This window comes from Sphingobacterium sp. BN32, assembly GCF_030503615.1.
Lineage (GTDB): Bacteria > Bacteroidota > Bacteroidia > Sphingobacteriales > Sphingobacteriaceae > Sphingobacterium.
The window spans coordinates 4,280,922-4,298,182 of record NZ_CP129963.1 but is presented as its reverse complement, the minus strand read 5'-3'; the positions used below and the strand labels follow the sequence as shown (position 1 = coordinate 4,298,182).

Here is a 17,261-nt window from a genome sequence, read left to right as displayed (position 1 = left end):
TTTTTTCTTTAAGCGCTAATCACCCTTTTACGAATCTCAAGTTACTTACTACTAAATTATGATACATCAAGACCAGATTGTTTTAGCCGAACTAGCAGCCTTACTAGCTAGAGGGATAGCATTGTCTGCTGATGAAAAGTTAGCTTTAGATAATTTATTGAACAAATATCCAGAGGGGAGAGAGATTCTTCATACTATGTTCAGCAATGAGCAAATTGTACTTGATTTCAAACCTAGCCATAGCGATCTGGATAAGGAATGGCGTAAGTTTTCTCGAAAAGCTAATCGATATGAGGAGTCTAAGCGCGGTTTTAGTCGGAAAACATATTTGCAAGTAGCGGCGGTACTGATTTCAATTTCTATTGCTTCTTTCATTTGGTGGGATACCAATCAAAAGCCCGACTATTTGTTAAATATGGAACAATTTGGTCAAAAGAATGACGTTCTGCCGGGGAGGAATTTTGCTCAACTGGAGATTGACGGCGTCGGGAAATTTGACTTGTCGACTGAAAACCCCAAAGATAATCGGGAGAACGATCATAGCTTTCAAAATTCTTTAAAACAAAAAAATTCTTCAAGCAATCCTGTCTATCGATTTAAGATTCCGAAGCGCTCTTTTTATGCACTTACCTTAAGTGACGGTACAAAAGTTTGGTTGAATCCAGAGTCTCAATTAACGTATGTATTTGGTTTTTCTGCCAAAGAAAGGCGCGTGCGCCTAAAAGGGGAGGCTTATTTTGAAGTCGCTAAAGATCTTGACAGACCATTTATTGTCCAAATCGACGGCATGCAGATTAAGGCTGTCGGAACAGCCTTCTCTGTTACGAATTATAGCAAAGATGAGTCAAAAGTCATATTGACTGAAGGAAAGGTTGATTTAGCTACTGGTCAAAACCTTACAGCGATCGATGTTGGACATCAGGCTCAATTCAGCAATCAATCCTTAGTCATTGAGAAAGCAACGAATTTGGGACAAGCCTACGCCATTAAGGAGGGATATTTCAATTTCAATGATAAGGATATCGAAGAAATTCTAGATGAAATAAAAAGATGGTATGGAGTCGATTTGATTCTTAAGAGAGCACTTAGCACAAAAAAATATATGGGAAGCATCAACAAAGAAGTCACATTAGGTGAATTGTGCTTATTACTTAAGAAGTTAACAAACTATGATTTTGTAATCGAAAGTGACAAACTGATAGTTCAATAATTATACCCAATGAACCAATTTAAGGAGGACTATAGATGAGATAAATTTACGCGGCAAAAAAAGCAGAGGTAAGGCAATACCTCCGCTCCATTCGAATTTAGATTTTACGTATTAAACCATTAATTCTCTACCAATTTATGAATAATTTATTTTATTCTGAAACCCCCTTATGGCCCAAAAAGAGGCGACAGGGGATTCAGAAAACTCTTTTTAGAATGAAATTAGCAGGTGTTCTCCTCGCAGCTTCCATGTTTGCAAGCTACGGATCTACCAAAGGCCAGATTTCTCTCCAGGTCAAAAACACCAAAGTTGAACAGGTTTTACAAAGCATTACCAAGCAGACCGGTGTTCGATTTGTATATGAAAAAGGCATATTGTCGAATTATAATACATCCGTCGATTTAAGACATCAATCTTTAGAAAACTCATTAAATAAGGTATTTAGCGGCAGTAATTTTACTTACAGCATTTTTAATAATGCCGTTGTTATACAAAGTGTAAGCATTCCAAATACTAAGCGTGCTGTTGTGCAGCAATTGCAGTTTAAAGGGAAAGTAGTAGACGCTAATGGAAATCCACTCTCTAATGTTATTTTAACTGAAGTAGGCACGAATACCAAGACCCAAACCAACCAAGATGGACGATTCGTTCTTCCAGTTTCAAAAGCGAGTGCTGAAATTGAGGTTAAGTTAATTGGACATACCAGCAAAAGGGTTTCCTATTCTGCATCTGAAGTCGTGATAAGCCTGGATTCGCGTTCCGAATCTTTGGATGAGGTTGTTGTGGTGGGCTTCGGTAAGCAAAAAAAGGCTTCTGTTGTTGGTGCTATTTCCACGGTTTCTGCAAAAGAATTGAAGGTCCCTACTTCCACATTAAGTAACGCATTTGCGGGCAGAATTTCTGGGGTGATTGCTGTACAGCGCGGAGCCGAGCCAGGTGCGGATGGATCCAATTTTTGGATTCGCGGTATCTCAACCTTTGCAGGACCTAGTCAACCGTTGATTTTTATCGATGGGGTTGAATCCTCAACGGGAGATATGAATAACCTGGCGCCCGAAGTAATTGATAATTTTTCTGTTTTGAAAGATGCTTCGGCGACTGCACTTTATGGTGCCCGTGGTGCGAATGGGGTATTGTTAATCACAACAAAGCGTGGAGGTGATTTTGACAAGGCTCGTATCAACTTCCGAGTTGAGAATACCGTTTCGAGTCCAACCAACCCAGTAACTTTTGGCAATGCCGTAGAATACATGGAAGCGTATAATTATGCGTTGACTAACCGCGGATTGGCTCCAAGGTTTGATCAGCTAACCAAGATTGAACCTACGCGACAAGGTTTAGATCCTATTGCGTATCCCGATGTGGATTGGTACGATGTCATGTTTAAGGATGTCACACTAAACCAATATGCGAATTTCAATGTGGCAGGAGGTGGCGCTAAAGCGGACTATTTTGTGAGCGCTACGTTTAACAACGATAATGGTTTGTTGAAAAAAGATCAATTCAATGACTTTGACAACAACATCAAGATGAAACGCTACAATTTAATTGCAAACGTGGGAGTCAACCTGACGAGTCGGACCAAAGCTATCATTCGGCTTAATTCGCAGATGCAGGATTATAATGGCTCTAATTTGACTTCTTCTGAACTTTATTCCAGATTATTTACGGCACCCCCCGCTTTATTTACACCGACTTTGCCGGCAAATGTGGAGTTTCCGGATCATATATTCTTCGGTAATCTTTCAGGCGGTCCCCATCCTTCAGGTTCTGGAGATAACATCTATTATAACCCTTATGCTTCTATGGTGTCTGGATATAGAGAAAGTTTCGAAACGACTAACATTGCAGCCTTAGAGGTAAATCAAAAGATGGATTGGTTGTTGGAGGGTTTCAACTTAAAAGGCTTAGTTTCTTTCAAGAACTATTCGAATTCTTTCCAACGAAGATTTTTTACGCCCTACTACTATGAGGTGCAAAATTTCGAGCCCGGGGCAGGAGGATATCAGTATACCTACCGCAATGTAACCCGGGGAACGACGGCTTTATCCAACGTTTTCAGCTCTTCTGGCGACCGTTTAATGAACTTCAACTTTGTTGCAGATTGGTTGAGAAGCTTTGGAAAGCATGACATCAGTGCGATGCTAACCTATTTGGCGCGAGATTACAATCCGAACAATCCAAGTAATCTTGTTGCGTCCCTACCAACCCGAAACCAAGGGATAGCTGGTCGTTTGACCTATGCCTATGGAAGTAAATATTTCTTTGAGGGAAACTTCGGATATAATGGGTCTGAAGCTTTTGCTAAAGGTAACAGATGGGGCTTCTTCCCTTCCATAGCCGTGGGATATATGATCTCCAATGAGAACTTTTGGGAACCTATTAAAAATACGATCAGCAGTTTAAAAATACGAGGATCTTGGGGCTTAGTTGGAAATGCGAGCGTATATAATTCTGCGGGACAATTGGTAAGATTTCCGTATTTAGAGGAAGTTAACCTCGCTGCAAGATCTTATACATTCGGTGATGACTGGCAGAACAGCTTATCGGGTGCTGATATTTCCAAATTGGGATACCTTCCTGCAACTTGGGAAAAAGGCAGCAAATACAATGTTGGTGCCGATATCAGTCTATTTGGAAATGCGATCAATATTACGGGAGATTATTTTGTAGAAAACCGTTCGGATATTTTCATGCAGCGTCGGATTATTCCCGCTGAAGTTGGTGTTGTAGGTTTAGAGGCCTATGCGAACATTGGTAAAGTAAAAAGCTCCGGTATTGATGCCAATTTAAGTTTTCAAAAAACCTTCGCGAATGATTTTTATCTGAACGTAAGAGGAACTTTCACTTACGCCAAGAATAAAATAACCGAACGCGATGAGCCGTCTCAACAATTCGCTTACCAATCACAAATTGGTCACCCTATACATACTTCATTCGGATATATCGCCGAAGGATATTATAAAGATGCTGCAGACATTGCCAACAGCCCTGTGAATTCCTTGAGCAAGGATTTGATGCCTGGAGATATTAAGTATAAGGATATGAATGGAGATAATGTGATAGATGCCTTTGATAAAACATACATCGGAAAACCAACGGTTCCTGAAATAGTCTATGGCTTCGGAGCTTCCAGTTCTTACAAAAAATTCGATGCTTCGTTTTTCTTTCAGGGGGCAGCGCGAACTAGTTTATTTATCTCGGGGATTCATCCATTCAACAACGAAGCATCCACCATTATGGATTATTTAGTTGGAAACTATTGGACTGAGGATAATCCAAATGCCATGTATCCAAGGTTGATTACGGGGATAAATCAGCACAGCAACTTTGAGAATTCTACACATTGGATGCGTGATGGTAGTTTCGTCAGGTTAAAGAATGCTGAAATCGGCTACACCCATAAATTCGCCAGATTTTTCTTGTCCGGACAGAATTTACTGACATTCTCAAAATTCAAATTTTGGGATGTTGAGTTAGGTGGTGGAAATGGCCTGAAATATCCGAATAACAGAGTGTTTTCAATAGAGGGACAATTAAATTTTTAATGCAATGAAAAAGCGATTTTTATTATTAATATCCGCGGTATTTATATTCGTATCGAGTTGTAATTTCCTGGACATTGTTCCGGATGACACCCCGAGATTGGAAGATGCTTTTAGAAATGAACTAACGGCAGAGGGATTTCTATTTACCTGTTATTCCTATATTCCACGGTATAACGATGCAAGAACCAACTTCAGTTGGATCATGGGGAATGAAACAGTGGCATCCTATCACTGGGGTACCCAATGGTTTTCGTTCTTAAAAGTACAACAAGGTTTATATACTGCCAGTAGCCCTGTTCTTGATATTTGGCAAAACTGCTATAAGGGAATTCGGCAATGTCATTTGTTTTTGGACAATGTTGATAAAGCCTCTCCTGTTTCCATCAGTCAAGCAGAATTAGACCAAAAGAAAATAGTTTGGAGAGCAGAGGCGAATTTCCTTTTGGCGTATTATCATTATGTCCTTTTGCAAAATTATGGACCTGTGGTTATTGTTGATCAGTTAATTCCTACAGACGCACAAGGGGAAGAGTTTTTTAGACCGAGATCTCCTTATGATGTTTGTGTAAAATATATTGCCGATAAATTCGACGCGGCTTCGGTTGATTTACCGATGGTTATCAATGCGAGAAGTGATTATGGACGGGCCAATAAAGTAATTGCGCAGGCATTAAAAGCAAAGATGTATTTGTTTGCTGCCAGCCCTTTATACAACGGGAATACGGACTACGCGGCCTTTAAAAACAACGATGGAACTCAGCTTATTTCTCAAACTTATGACAAAGAGAAATGGAAGAAAGCGATGGATGAAAATAAGAGAGCAATCGAGATGGCAGAGGCTGCCGGAAACAGGCTTTACGTATATAATAAAACCACAGTTGCTGATCCTTTCAAACAAGCTGTCCTGAACACGAGATGGCAGATGGTAGACCCTTGGAATACGGAATTAATCTGGGGATATTCTGCTAATAAGGAAAATACTGATGCGCAGTATTCTTTCCAAACTTTGGTTATTCCGCGTGGATGGAAAAACAATCCGCCGGTAGGAGGCGTAGGAGCAACATTGGATGCCGTTGAGCTATTTTACACGAAAAGCGGATTGCCTATGGAGAAAGATCCCGCCTATGATTTCGCCAATCGTTATAAGATCGAAGCCGGTGATGAAACGATAAAACTTCATAGAAATCGTGAACCCAGGTTCTACGCCTATATCGGATTCGATCGAGGGGATTATGAGATTAATAACGAAACTCGTCAATTAAAACTAAGACCGGGAGAAACCAATGGTGTAACCTTATCTAATGGTGTTCCTAGAAATGATATCGACCATTTATATAGTGGCTATGCGATTAAAAAAGGTGTTCATCCCAGTACGAACGTAACTTCAAACACGTTTACAGTTTCTGCATATCCTTTCCCGATTATTCGTTTAGGCGAGCTGTATCTGAACTATGCTGAAGCTGTTGCGAACTATTCAGGAACTTTAGATGCGGACGGTTCAACATATATCAATGCTATTCGCAATAGAGCTGGAATTCCCGATCTAGAAGTTTCCAATGGCGGTGCATTGAGTGGAACAGCACTTGTTAATGCGGTGAAAAGAGAACGTTTAATTGAGTTGATGTTCGAAGGACATTCTTTATATGACAGGAAGCGTTGGAAGACGGCTGTTGCGGATTATGAGGTCGACAGAATAGGTATGAGAGGATTAAATGCTCAAGGAAATACCATTCAAGCATTCTATACGCCTCGGAATCTGCCGGGAAGACCTTTTATCTTTGACGCTAAACAATATTTGGCTCCAATAAATGTAGAATACATTAAAATCAATCCAAACTTAGTGCAAAACCCTGGTTGGTAATTTGGTTATTTAGAAAGGATAGCCATCATTTGATGGTTGTCCTTTTCTATAGATGTATTTCTCTGAAGCGGGCTTTGAGGATGGCTATGGAGTGAGCAGGGGCTGCAATTGAAAATCAAAAGAAGGATATTTTTTTTTGATTTTGTTGTATGGTCTTGTACCTTTGATGTGTTAAATGACTTCGTAGCTCAGTTGGTAGAGCAACAGACTCTTAATCTGTGGGTCCTGAGTTCGAGCCTCAGCGGGGTCACTGGAAAGCTTCTCTAGGAATAGGGGAGCTTTTAATGGTGACCGCCTGGATTCGAATAATTGCATTTTTTGGCAAGGGCTGGAGCCAGTTTTAAATCCAGTGGATTTAACAAATATGTATTGAGGGAAAAATGATATCGCCACCCAATCTGAACTCGCTTTTGAAAGCCTTTATTTTCGCAACATAAGATTCAGCTGAAGCATTTTTTTCTCTTATTGTTGAAGTAAGTCAGTATCCTCTTGCGATGAATTTTTATTGTCGCGAGAAAATATTAAATGATTTAAGACCAACTTGCTCTACTTTATCTGCTAATTTAAGCAATAAATAGAGGTATGAATTTTATCAATGGTAGTATTGATTGTGCAAACCAGTTCCTAGGGTAGCCTATATGCTTTTTCTATGTCGAGATATTGTTAAAATAAAAGAGCTCCTATTTCTCTTTGATCAAAAGACATTTTATGCTTGCCTTTACTTTGCCTTTCTAGCCCGCTCTATGACTAAGTTTTATCTTCTAACGCTCATCTCTTCCAGAACGAAGTCCAATCAACCTGCTCCTTTTGAACAATGGGTCATATAAAAATAATCAGAAACTCCTTCTGGAAAAACTAACGACTTTAGGGTTCTAAACGAATTATACATCTAACTAATAATAAAAAACGCAAATTTCTGATTACTTTTTTCCTTCCCAACTTTTGTACGGGACTTTCCTTTGATTTCTCCAACTATCTACATATATTGTTAAGAACTTTTTAAAAGTTCAACTTTCAAAGTTTTTGAACCAAGAATTATTAACAATATCTTTATCAACTAATTATTTAATTTCCTTAACCTAATAATATGGATCAAGAACAACTACTTCGTATTAAGAGCGCAATGATAATTTATGCTCTTGAAACTTCCCTTGGAGATTATGTCTTAAATAAAGACGACATTGAAAGTATAACTGCAAAAAATGTCGATTCAATCGCAGACAGAGAAGTTGCAAGAGGACAAACACTCGACCGAAATGATATTCAGTTACTCGTTGAAGCTAGTTATCTTGATGAAATTTTTAACATGGCAATTGACATAACTAAAAATACTTCTTTTGAGTCTAAAATGTTTGACTTAAAAAAGTTCTGTATGTTCATGAACATCTTTGACATAAGAAATGCTATAAGTCACCCAAATAGGCCATTTCCAGATGTTTATTGGTTTCGAGCAGCGGCAATTGCAAGTGATCCATTAATCTTACAATTAGGCCTTAGTGAAATTAGACAAGCTTTGAATGCAGCGATTTCGGGGAATCTAACATCGCCCCCAGATGAATGGCTTAGCAATGTTAACTGGTCCATCCCAAACACACTACCATCATCATTTGATCATGAAATTACTGGCTTATTTGGAAGAGATAAAGAGACCAGGGATTTGGAAGCAACTTTGTCAAAAGCAAGAAATAACCTTATAGCTTTAGTAGCCCCGGGTGGGGTAGGCAAAACAGCATTGATTTTACAATTTTTAAAGGATATTAGTTTAAGTCTAGAATGGAATAATAAAATTGATGCTATTGTTTTTTGTACATTAAAAAACGAACGGTTAACGGCAGACGGAATTGAAGTCATTGAAGCTATAAACGGTATAAACCAAATCAAGGATTCAATTTTTGATGATCTAGCATCTTTGTACAGCGATAAACAATTTGGAAATTTTGAAGAGGCATGTACAGTTCTAGATAAGGAAAAAATTTTGATTTGCATCGATAACCTCGAAACTCTATTAGTACATTCTCAACATGAATTTATTGAATTTAATCAATCTCTTCCACTTTTTTGGAGAGTCATTGTTACAAGCCGTATTTCGATAGATTCTGCTACGACAGTTCCGCTGTCAACATTAGTTAAAAGACATGCAGTAAATTTGAGCAGAAGCTATTTTAAGAGACGAGGAATTAGCGATTTCCGTCAAGAAGATCTTGAATTAATTGCTACAAAAGCAAATAACAACCCTTTAGCAATTCGATTAACAATTGATTTATATCTTAAAGGAGTAGATATTTCTGGGTCAATAAATAAATCGCAAAAAGATATCGCATCCTTCTCATACACCAATTTGATTGAGTCCCTTTCCGAAAACTCAATTGCTATTTTAGAATCAATTTATGTAACTGGAGAATCTAGCAAATCTGAGCTCATTGATTTACTAGAACTCTCAAATGAAGAAATTTCAGAATCTTTAAATGAATTATCAAAGACTAGCCTAATAGTAAGATATACAAGCGAGACAGGCAACGACTTATTTAACCTAAGTGACTCAATTCGTGATTTACTTTTAATAAACCCTAGAAACATTTCTATTCGTAATGAAATATCGCAGAACATTAAATACCGAAAAGTTAAAATCCAAGAACAACTCAACCGAAATCACCTTCTGGGCATAAATGAATTTGATTTTGATTTTATTTCATCTGATATAGCCGAATCGTTTAGATCGCTAATAATTGATTTAAATCGAGTTCTCGCAAGGCCTCATAATAAACGAAGTCATACAGAACTTGTAAGATTGAAGAGTCGATTTAGCGAGCTAATTGCTTATAATTCCAACAATGACGAACTACTATTCCATTATTCTAGAATCTTACAAGCCCTTCAAGACGAAAGTAATACTCAAATAATTTTAGAAAAAGCAATAAGCTTGGACAAAGGTAATCCAAGGTATTTAATGGCAAAGGCCTTAAATTACTTTCATAAAAAAGATTACCCCATAGCTCAAAAAATTTTTGATAGCCTCCTCGATAAGCAATTAAATCGACCTGAAAAATCCTCAAAAAAATATGCCGCATCCTTAACAAAACTACACTTTCTATGCTTGTTATTTCAAGGCGAATACGTAAAGATTATTGATGAAACTTCAGATTGGAGGATTGATCCAGACTGGTCTGTAATGATGGGAACATATCGAGCGTCTGCTTTCAAAAGAAGTGTAGAATTAAATCGAAATACTGACGATATAGAAAAAGCATTTACGGAAGTTCTGAACATCTTTAACGAAATTTTTAGAAATGAAGATTATCCATTAATAGCATGTATAGAAGTAAACAAAATGTTGAAAGATTTAATTCATATAGGTAGCGATCGCTTATCGTTTTCAGAAGATTTTATTTACAAATATGTAACCTTCATTGCTGAGCATTTCTTCAACATCGTTTTAAATTTAAAAGATCAATCAATTGAATCTTCTGAAAATAAAATATTTCTTGAAAAGCTGTACTCTTATAGTTTCAAGGCAAACCCGAATCCATTAACATCTTCGAGATGGTATTCACCTGAAAGAGAAGAAGTTTATGATGACGAGCATATGCGAGAGCTTAGAAATGACGGGTTTACTATTGTAAAAGTATATAATTTACCTGAAGGAAACTTTGGAATGTCCTCCTATATGTTTGCTAGTGATAGTCAAAATAACCAATTCTACCTAAATGTTCGTAAATTTGATTTTGGATGGATTAAATGGGGATACATTAAAGTTGGTGACAAATTAGCTATCAAGTATGATGTTCTTAAAAAAGGATCTACTACTCCAGCTACTGATATTAGAATTATTGATAAATTCGAAAATGCGGTTACTTAAATTAAATTGACGCTTTTAATGGAAAACCAAACAGGCATTGTGCAATGATTGTATTATCATTCAAGTAAAATACAATGTAAAGAAATAATTTTTGTGATGTGCTTTAATGTTACGGTATTGAAAACTTAAATTCTTTAACAAAATCTTTTAAATGGATTTTATTTCAACTGATTCCACCGCCACAAATCCTCCATTAAATGGTTCAAGTTTTGTCCCAACGGGATCACTGGAAAGCTTCTCTAGGACTAGGGGAGCTTTTTCTGGTTTTGGAGAGTGATTGGTGATTATGATTGAAGTTGTTGATTCTGTAATAACGAAGAGTGAAGGATTTTATTTATTATTCCTTTCATCAGAGGAAGGAAAATCCAGTAAAAATGTTTGATTTCTTCTCTCTTTTTGAAATGAACGAAAATAATTGGAAGCCAATTCTTACGCTTTAAGCCCCTCGTAAATTTCTGTGGCAAAATCCTGGTTCCATAAAGTTTATAGTCAGTTAGTTAACGAAAAATTTGTTTATTTTTAACATTAAAAAAAAGTTCAATATGTTTAAGCAAAATGAGATTGAGAAATTAGAAGGTAGAATAAAAAAAACACTAAGTATAATTGAAATAGAACATTTTAGTCTAAACGAGGGTGGGGATGTTGATGATTTCGAAGAAGAGAATCCTGGTTTTACACAATATTGGATTAAACATCGTTTAAAAGACTTGTATATTCTAATTCAAACTTATTTTGAAGTACGGCAACTTCCACAACTATTAATTCAATTTAAAAATGAGTTGGATTGTCAATTTAAAAAGGACATATTTGAAGAAGTTCAAACCCACCCAGATGCGCCGTCCGAGTTGAAGATAGCTTTGCTTTTTAGAAGGTTTCTAGAAGCATTCTCTTTCTTTGACTATAATATTTCAGAAATTGACAATCAAAAAAAATTAATCTCGATTTTAAAGAATACCGGTCATATTGTTAAAAATACCAATTGCAGTCTAGACAGTGAGGCCGAGATCTACAAAAAAGTAAAATGGGCGTTAGGGTTATATTTTCATTCATGCAGACTATTAAATAAAGCGTCATTTATACAGCAATTTAAAACATATCATCCAGATATATTAATCCCAGAATTAAATTCTGCGATTGAATATAAATTTTTGAAATCTGAAGATGATAATATTGACAATTTCTTAGATCAGTTAAAAATTGATTCTGTTAACTATGTAAATGATTTAAGATATGATACATTCTATGCCGTTTTCTTTATAAAAGATATTTCAATTGCAACTCCGGAAAGTATTGAATTAGCATGGAAAAATAAAGATTTTCCTAATAACTGGAAATTAGTTATAACAGGTCATCATATCTCCGAAACGACGAAAAACGAATAATTATAACATCATTGTTATTCGCTCGCCGTTTTGCGATTTGAGCGAAGGTTGTTGATGAGAAATTCGATATTAAGTTTTAGCGAAATATACATAGTATATGGAAAGTGATGCCCATATTTTTGACAGCATAGGAACTACTCATATGTCAATCAAAAATAGTTTCGACGTTGGAATCTAAGTGGTCTCTAGCAATCCAAAATCTAAAAGGGCGGAGATTTTTAATAAGGTTAAAACGATTTAGGAGTTTTTATGTAGTTTAAGGGGTACCAGACGCATCAATTTTGACAAACAGTAAACTATGTAGGTAAATTACTGGAAACCGTTTTGTTTACAGCTTGGTTTGATGTAAATTAACGATGCTAATTCCAAAACGGAATGCCTTAAAACCTTAAAATATTATTAATCGAAAGAACGTCTATGCAATTGAAATTCATAATTAGATACTCAGGAGGAATTGCAAATGAAAGCTTATTAGATTTATACGATGCAGCAACTTCTATGCATGGACTTTCTAAAGCGCTTGCATTAACATCACATGCATTAGTTACAAAAGGAACCGTCAGAAGACGTGTTGATAAAATTCCGAATGTTAAATTTTTTCTTCATCCACCTAAGAATGGTAGTTTCATTGAATTAGTGACAATTGCTTTCGATAATCCTGCGGTTCAAGCTATTGGTTCTTCAGTTATTGTCGGGGTGTTTGGGGATTTTTTACATTTTACTTGGAGTAAAGCCACTGGAAGAGATGCTCAACCGATAGAGTATCAAACTAAAAAACTTTTAGAAGAAAATGAATTTTTAGAACAAGAATTAACAGATGCTCTAGAAATTCCCTTACAGCAATTACATAGACCGATTAAGGATGATCAAAATATTGGGATTGAGTTAAAACGCCCTAGAGTTGGTACAATTTTAGAATTAAATAGGGAAACGTATGACTACGTACATTCACAATTAGAACCTGAAGAAAAAAGCGAGATAGTTGGCAATGTTACAAAATATAATAATTTAAGTGGAATTGGTCGATTTTATGATGATAATTTAGGTAAAACAGTTTCTTTTCATAGTTCGCAACATTTAACACCTGAAGAAATCAATAATCTGTCTTGGTCATTACACACTTCAAATCAATTAAATGGAGCGGGTAAAATTATTATAACTGTGGATGAAGTTAAATCCAATACAGGGCTGTTAAAAAAATATATAATAAAAAATACGGAACGGTTTGATAACTATAGACAACACACTGGGTAAAAACACTCTTAAAATTTTAAAAAACCCAATTACTTCACTTATTATTGCTCTATTATCGAGTATATATTTTTATTACATTTCTTTAAGTAATAAGACTCCTGCATATTTTATTACGGTTCCCGAATTAATAGCTCAAAAAGCAGATGAAAAATTAAGAATATTTTATGACAACACTGAATTAGAGAATGTTTATTCTTCAGAGCTAATATTATGGAACGACGGAGATAAATTCATTGATTATAGTGACTTTATTAAAAACAAGCCAATTAAGCTATATTCCACGGATAGTATTAATATACTCTCTGTTTCAATTTCAAAAGTTAGTAGAGATGATCTTAAATTCCGAACAATAATTATAAAAGATACAGTAAATATTTTTTTGAGAGATGAAGAAGCGTTAGAAGAGGGTGATGGAGTAAAATTTTTATTATTGTTCACAATTGTGTCAAAAGGTGTTATCAATCCAAAATTCGAACTTGAATCGAGAATTAAAGGAACACAAAAAGGGTTTTTATACAAGGATTTGGCAATTTACAAACCAAATGAGAGTAAATTGTCGTTATATTTCCTATGGGGCATTATTATCTTTTTTATTTCATTTAGGATAATTATTCTGTTTCTTTATAAGAAGCCAATTGTTTTTAGAAATGTAGAGGCAGTAATTATTTTTAGTTTAATCTTAATTACATCATATTTAACCATAAAACACGTATTTTACACGGCAAATTTAAATTGGCTATAGCTGTTAGGAATTTTTTTCGTAGATGCTACAAAGTCGTTAAATTGCCTTTTCAGAATCTAAATCTGGGAGAAAATGGGGTACATCTAATATTAACACGAATGTTAAGACATTTTAACATAGAGAGTCTCAAATAGAAAAATATTTTTTGTTCAAAGTTTCTAATAGTGAACACGACGACATAAAAACGTAGCAGAGAAATAAAGATCTTCTGTTCCTTTTTATTCAGAATGTTGAACGCTTTTCCGAAATCCTAGTAAACTCAGACCTTTATGTCTTTTGAACAATTTGTTTATATGGCTCTCATCGGCAAATCCAAATTCATCAGCTATCTCATGAGCTCTTTTTTCGCTGAACCTTAACCTATGTTCTATGAGGCCAATGCGATAAGCGGATATATATTGTTGGATGGTTTCTTTGCACTGTCTTCGGAAATAACTGCCGAGGTAGGTTGGAGATATACCAAAATGATTAGCAATTACTGAGATTTTAAGTAAATCGGGTTGCCGAATATTTTCCTGTATATAGTCTAGTATCTGCAATATCCGCCCTCTGAAGTAGACGATATTCCGCTAGGTTTCACCACTGCAATACTCCTCCCTGCGATGACGATAATAGCGTTGACCAAATGACGAATGAGGTCTTCGTTATAAATGGATTGATGCTTTATAGCTTGCTGTAGGTTTTGTATGAATAGATCAACCATACTTTTATCTTCCTTATTGACAAGGACAGACCCTTATAAGTGGGAAGCGTATTATAGGATACACTCTATATGGTCTATACTTTTCCATTGATATTCTTTTATATAGTTTTCACCAAAACGTATTACCATAAAATCACAGGTACTTTCCAAATTAAACTCGTGGCTGTCTTTTGGGGTAATTAAAAAATGATCACCTTTATGGTAGGCTATCTTATTCCCATTTACAACGTGATTTCCTATTCCCGAAATAACGTAAACCAATTCGAAGAAGTTGAATGTCCTGTCACGTAGCGGGCATTCGTCCACTTTCTCATAGAAGACTTCAATTGGTTGGTGGATATTTTCGCTCATAACGCAAATATGCTTTATATGTACCTGTTTTTGATCTGTTTGTCGGTCTATATTTGCTATGTAAATATAATTTAGATGAAAGCAACCGTATTAGAAAATTTTGGAAGCACGGATAACCTGGTTTACAAAAATCTTGAAAAACCGCTGGTTAAAGCCAACGAAGTGCTGATAAATGTAAAAGTCATCAGTATTAATCCGGTAGACGTAAAGGTCCGTAGCGGGCAGGCCCCGTTAGTTGAAGATTTAGCGCACCATGATCCTTTGATATTAGGATGAGATGTTTCCGGTGAAGTGACGGAAATCGGAAGCGGGGTAAGCCAATTTAAGATTGGCGATAAAGTATTTGGGGTGGTGAACTTTGTCGGGCATGGTAAGGCGTATGCCGAATATGTCGCCGCTCCGGCAGAGCATCTTGCTTTGAAACCCGATAATATTAGACACATAGAAGCCGCTGCTAGTACTTTCTCGGCATTAACAGCGTGGCAGCCATTTGATAGTTACGGTAAATTAAAACCTAAGGATAAGGTTCTCATTCATGGCGCCTCGGTAGGTGTGGGGCATTTCGCCGTTCAGATTGCAAAACATATTGGGGCTTATGTTATCGCGACATCATCTTCCTCTAATCGGGATTTTGTTCTCGGTTTGGGTGCAGATGAACATATTGATTACCCAAGCGTCCGTTTCGAAAAGGTACTCAGTGATATCGATTTCGTCTTGGAAGCCGTTGGAGGTGACAATTTTCAAAAGTCGGTACAAGTTCTAAAACCATTTGGAACCATCCTTACTTTGCCTTCTGAACATACGAAAGAGGACGAACTTAAAGCTCAAGAGAAACAGTTACATGCTTGTTATTTTATGTCGGTTTATTCCAGTGGTAGTAATATGCAATACATTGCAACACTGTTAGAAAAAGGTATTCTGAAACCCTATATTTCGCACGTGTTCAGTTTCGATGAGACAAAGGCACATTTACAAATCGATACAGGTCATAGCGTTGGCAAAGTTGTGGTAACTCTGTAAATAAATCCAATGGGTAAAGGATAAACCACGATCATGGGATGAAATTAAAAATAGGGAAAAACTAGTAAAAATAGGTTTGGTTCCACTGTTGCCTCTTTAACGAAGGAATAAAATATTGGGATTGCAGCCCTAACTGTTGGGAAAACAAATTTTATTGCTGTGGAATGCTTATCTTCAAATCTTTAACCTTCCTTATAATTTTCGAATCTCTTTCTCAAGCCTTCATTAATTCGTAAATTAGCTTATGCTGTTAAAAGCTATCCGACAAACTAAACAGGTACTCGATGAAAGAAGATAAATTAGCGGTATTGATCGACGCGGATAATGTTCCTTACTCCAATGTTAAAGAGATGTTGGAAGAAATCGCGAAGAATGGTACTCCCACCATCAAAAGGATCTATGCGGATTGGACGACCTCCAGAGTTTCAGGCTGGAAAGCGGTTCTATTGGAAAATGCGATTACCCCTGTTCAGCAATATAGTTACACGACAGGTAAGAATTCTACCGATAGCGCGATGATTATTGACGCGATGGATATCTTGTATTCGGAGAAGGTTACTGGTTTTTGTATTGTATCGAGTGACAGCGACTTTACGCGATTAGCGACCCGACTACGGGAGGCGGGCATGCGTGTGATTGGCTTTGGTGAGAAAAAAACGCCCCAACCCTTTATTTCCGCCTGTGATAAGTTTATCTACTTAGAGATTTTAAAAGCGCCTGCGGAAAAGGTAGAGAAACCATCTACCAGAACCACAACGAACAGACGAGCGAAGAAGGAAGAACCGATCAGCAAGGTCGATAAGGAAACCATTAGAATTTTAACGGAAAGTGTGAATGATTTGGCGGATGAAACGGGATGGACTTTCTTAGCGCATCTTGGAAATTATATCCTCAAAAAGAAACCGGATTTCGACCCCCGAAATTATGGCTTTCAAAAGCTATTGCCATTGATAAAAGACACGAAGAAGTTTGCTATCGATGAGCGTGATACGAATAACGAAAGTGTTAAGCATATCTTTATCAAACCGAAATAAGGTAAGGTAGGAAAGCATCTTTCTAAACTGCTTTCGAAACGAACAAACAACTTACTAAAAAATTAACGAACCCTCTTTTGGGAACTCGAAAAACAGTTCGCAGATTTCCTATTTGGCATAGGCTATAAAAGTAGATCCTCACAAATTAGTAATAGTTAATTAATATTCGCAAAAAGAAATAACGGCTATATTTGGAATGTCTAATTCAGCTGATTTAAAGTTAATAAGAATTGGCGCTTAGGCTTGTTCGTTCCGTGAGGATTCGGCAAAACATGTTCTTTGACATTTTGAGCGTAGATC

13 protein-coding genes and 1 tRNA gene are annotated in these 17,261 nt (G+C 36.5%); 11 read left to right on the top strand and 3 right to left on the bottom strand.

All coding sequences use genetic code 11. The annotated features are described in order from the left end of the window. The first annotated feature begins 58 nt into the window (after positions 1–58). From QYC40_RS18210 to QYC40_RS18175, 8 genes are all read left to right on the top strand, one after another. Positions 59–1,210, top strand: coding sequence for a FecR family protein (locus tag QYC40_RS18210; RefSeq protein ID WP_301991667.1), 1,152 nt, complete (start codon positions 59–61; stop codon positions 1,208–1,210). A 215-nt stretch (positions 1,211–1,425) separates the two neighbouring features. Beyond that, a complete protein-coding gene (locus tag QYC40_RS18205) occupies positions 1,426–4,758 on the top strand; it encodes a TonB-dependent receptor (RefSeq protein WP_301991666.1) in 3,333 nt (1,110 codons plus the stop codon). A 4-nt stretch (positions 4,759–4,762) separates the two neighbouring features. After that, on the top strand, positions 4,763–6,619 hold the full coding sequence (locus QYC40_RS18200) for a RagB/SusD family nutrient uptake outer membrane protein (protein WP_301991665.1): 1,857 nt from the start codon (positions 4,763–4,765) through the stop codon (positions 6,617–6,619). Positions 6,620–6,796: 177 nt separating this feature from the next. Continuing rightward, positions 6,797–6,869, top strand: a tRNA-Lys gene (locus QYC40_RS18195). 837 nt (positions 6,870–7,706) lie between these two features. Further along, on the top strand, positions 7,707–10,475 hold the full coding sequence (locus QYC40_RS18190; RefSeq protein WP_301991664.1) for an ATP-binding protein: 2,769 nt from the start codon (positions 7,707–7,709) through the stop codon (positions 10,473–10,475). A gap of 542 nt (positions 10,476–11,017) precedes the next feature. Then, complete coding sequence (locus tag QYC40_RS18185) at positions 11,018–11,857, top strand: hypothetical protein (RefSeq protein ID WP_301991663.1); 840 nt, start codon at positions 11,018–11,020, stop codon at positions 11,855–11,857. A gap of 417 nt (positions 11,858–12,274) precedes the next feature. Then, complete coding sequence (locus tag QYC40_RS18180) at positions 12,275–13,111, top strand: hypothetical protein (RefSeq protein ID WP_301991662.1); 837 nt, start codon at positions 12,275–12,277, stop codon at positions 13,109–13,111. Further along, positions 13,083–13,853: a hypothetical protein gene (locus QYC40_RS18175; protein WP_301991661.1), complete on the top strand. Its 771-nt coding sequence runs from the start codon at positions 13,083–13,085 to the stop codon at positions 13,851–13,853. Before QYC40_RS18180 ends, QYC40_RS18175 begins: the two co-directional genes overlap by 29 nt. 218 nt (positions 13,854–14,071) lie before the next feature. Here the strand turns inward: QYC40_RS18175 and QYC40_RS18610 are convergent, their stop codons facing one another. The 3 genes from QYC40_RS18610 to QYC40_RS18165 are packed head-to-tail and all read right to left on the bottom strand — an operon-like array spanning position 14,072 to position 14,907. Beyond that, on the bottom strand, positions 14,072–14,392 hold the full coding sequence (locus QYC40_RS18610; RefSeq protein ID WP_367652303.1) for a helix-turn-helix domain-containing protein: 321 nt from the start codon (positions 14,390–14,392) through the stop codon (positions 14,072–14,074). Further along, positions 14,380–14,556 (bottom strand): hypothetical protein, encoded by a 177-nt coding sequence (locus QYC40_RS18170; RefSeq protein WP_301991660.1) that lies wholly within the window; start codon positions 14,554–14,556, stop codon positions 14,380–14,382. The genes QYC40_RS18610 and QYC40_RS18170 overlap by 13 nt, the downstream gene beginning before the upstream one ends. Positions 14,557–14,607: 51 nt before the next feature. Beyond that, positions 14,608–14,907, bottom strand: coding sequence for an AraC family ligand binding domain-containing protein (locus QYC40_RS18165; RefSeq protein ID WP_301991659.1), 300 nt, complete (start codon positions 14,905–14,907; stop codon positions 14,608–14,610). Between the two features lie 75 nt (positions 14,908–14,982). Here QYC40_RS18165 and QYC40_RS18160 point away from each other — a divergent pair, with 75 nt between their 5' ends. From QYC40_RS18160 to QYC40_RS18150, 3 genes are all read left to right on the top strand, one after another. Continuing rightward, positions 14,983–15,183, top strand: coding sequence for a hypothetical protein (locus QYC40_RS18160; RefSeq protein WP_301991658.1), 201 nt, complete (start codon positions 14,983–14,985; stop codon positions 15,181–15,183). A gap of 15 nt (positions 15,184–15,198) precedes the next feature. Further along, on the top strand, positions 15,199–15,927 hold the full coding sequence (locus QYC40_RS18155; RefSeq protein ID WP_301991657.1) for an NADP-dependent oxidoreductase: 729 nt from the start codon (positions 15,199–15,201) through the stop codon (positions 15,925–15,927). A gap of 284 nt (positions 15,928–16,211) precedes the next feature. Continuing rightward, positions 16,212–16,961 (top strand): NYN domain-containing protein, encoded by a 750-nt coding sequence (locus QYC40_RS18150; RefSeq protein WP_301991656.1) that lies wholly within the window; start codon positions 16,212–16,214, stop codon positions 16,959–16,961. Positions 16,962–17,261: the final 300 nt, after the last annotated feature.

Excerpts from the sequence above, each read along its gene's own strand:
- QYC40_RS18210 (WP_301991667.1), top strand. The coding sequence starts at position 59 with ATGATACATCAAGACCAGATTGTTTTAGCCGAACTAGCAGCCTTACTA.
- QYC40_RS18205 (WP_301991666.1), top strand. The coding sequence starts at position 1,426 with ATGAAATTAGCAGGTGTTCTCCTCGCAGCTTCCATGTTTGCAAGCTAC.
- QYC40_RS18200 (WP_301991665.1), top strand. The coding sequence starts at position 4,763 with ATGAAAAAGCGATTTTTATTATTAATATCCGCGGTATTTATATTCGTA.
- QYC40_RS18190 (WP_301991664.1), top strand. The coding sequence starts at position 7,707 with ATGGATCAAGAACAACTACTTCGTATTAAGAGCGCAATGATAATTTAT.
- QYC40_RS18185 (WP_301991663.1), top strand. The coding sequence starts at position 11,018 with ATGTTTAAGCAAAATGAGATTGAGAAATTAGAAGGTAGAATAAAAAAA.
- QYC40_RS18180 (WP_301991662.1), top strand. The coding sequence starts at position 12,275 with ATGCAATTGAAATTCATAATTAGATACTCAGGAGGAATTGCAAATGAA.
- QYC40_RS18170 (WP_301991660.1), bottom strand. The coding sequence starts at position 14,556 with ATGGTTGATCTATTCATACAAAACCTACAGCAAGCTATAAAGCATCAA.
- QYC40_RS18165 (WP_301991659.1), bottom strand. The coding sequence starts at position 14,907 with ATGAGCGAAAATATCCACCAACCAATTGAAGTCTTCTATGAGAAAGTG.
- QYC40_RS18160 (WP_301991658.1), top strand. The coding sequence starts at position 14,983 with ATGAAAGCAACCGTATTAGAAAATTTTGGAAGCACGGATAACCTGGTT.
- QYC40_RS18150 (WP_301991656.1), top strand. The coding sequence starts at position 16,212 with ATGAAAGAAGATAAATTAGCGGTATTGATCGACGCGGATAATGTTCCT.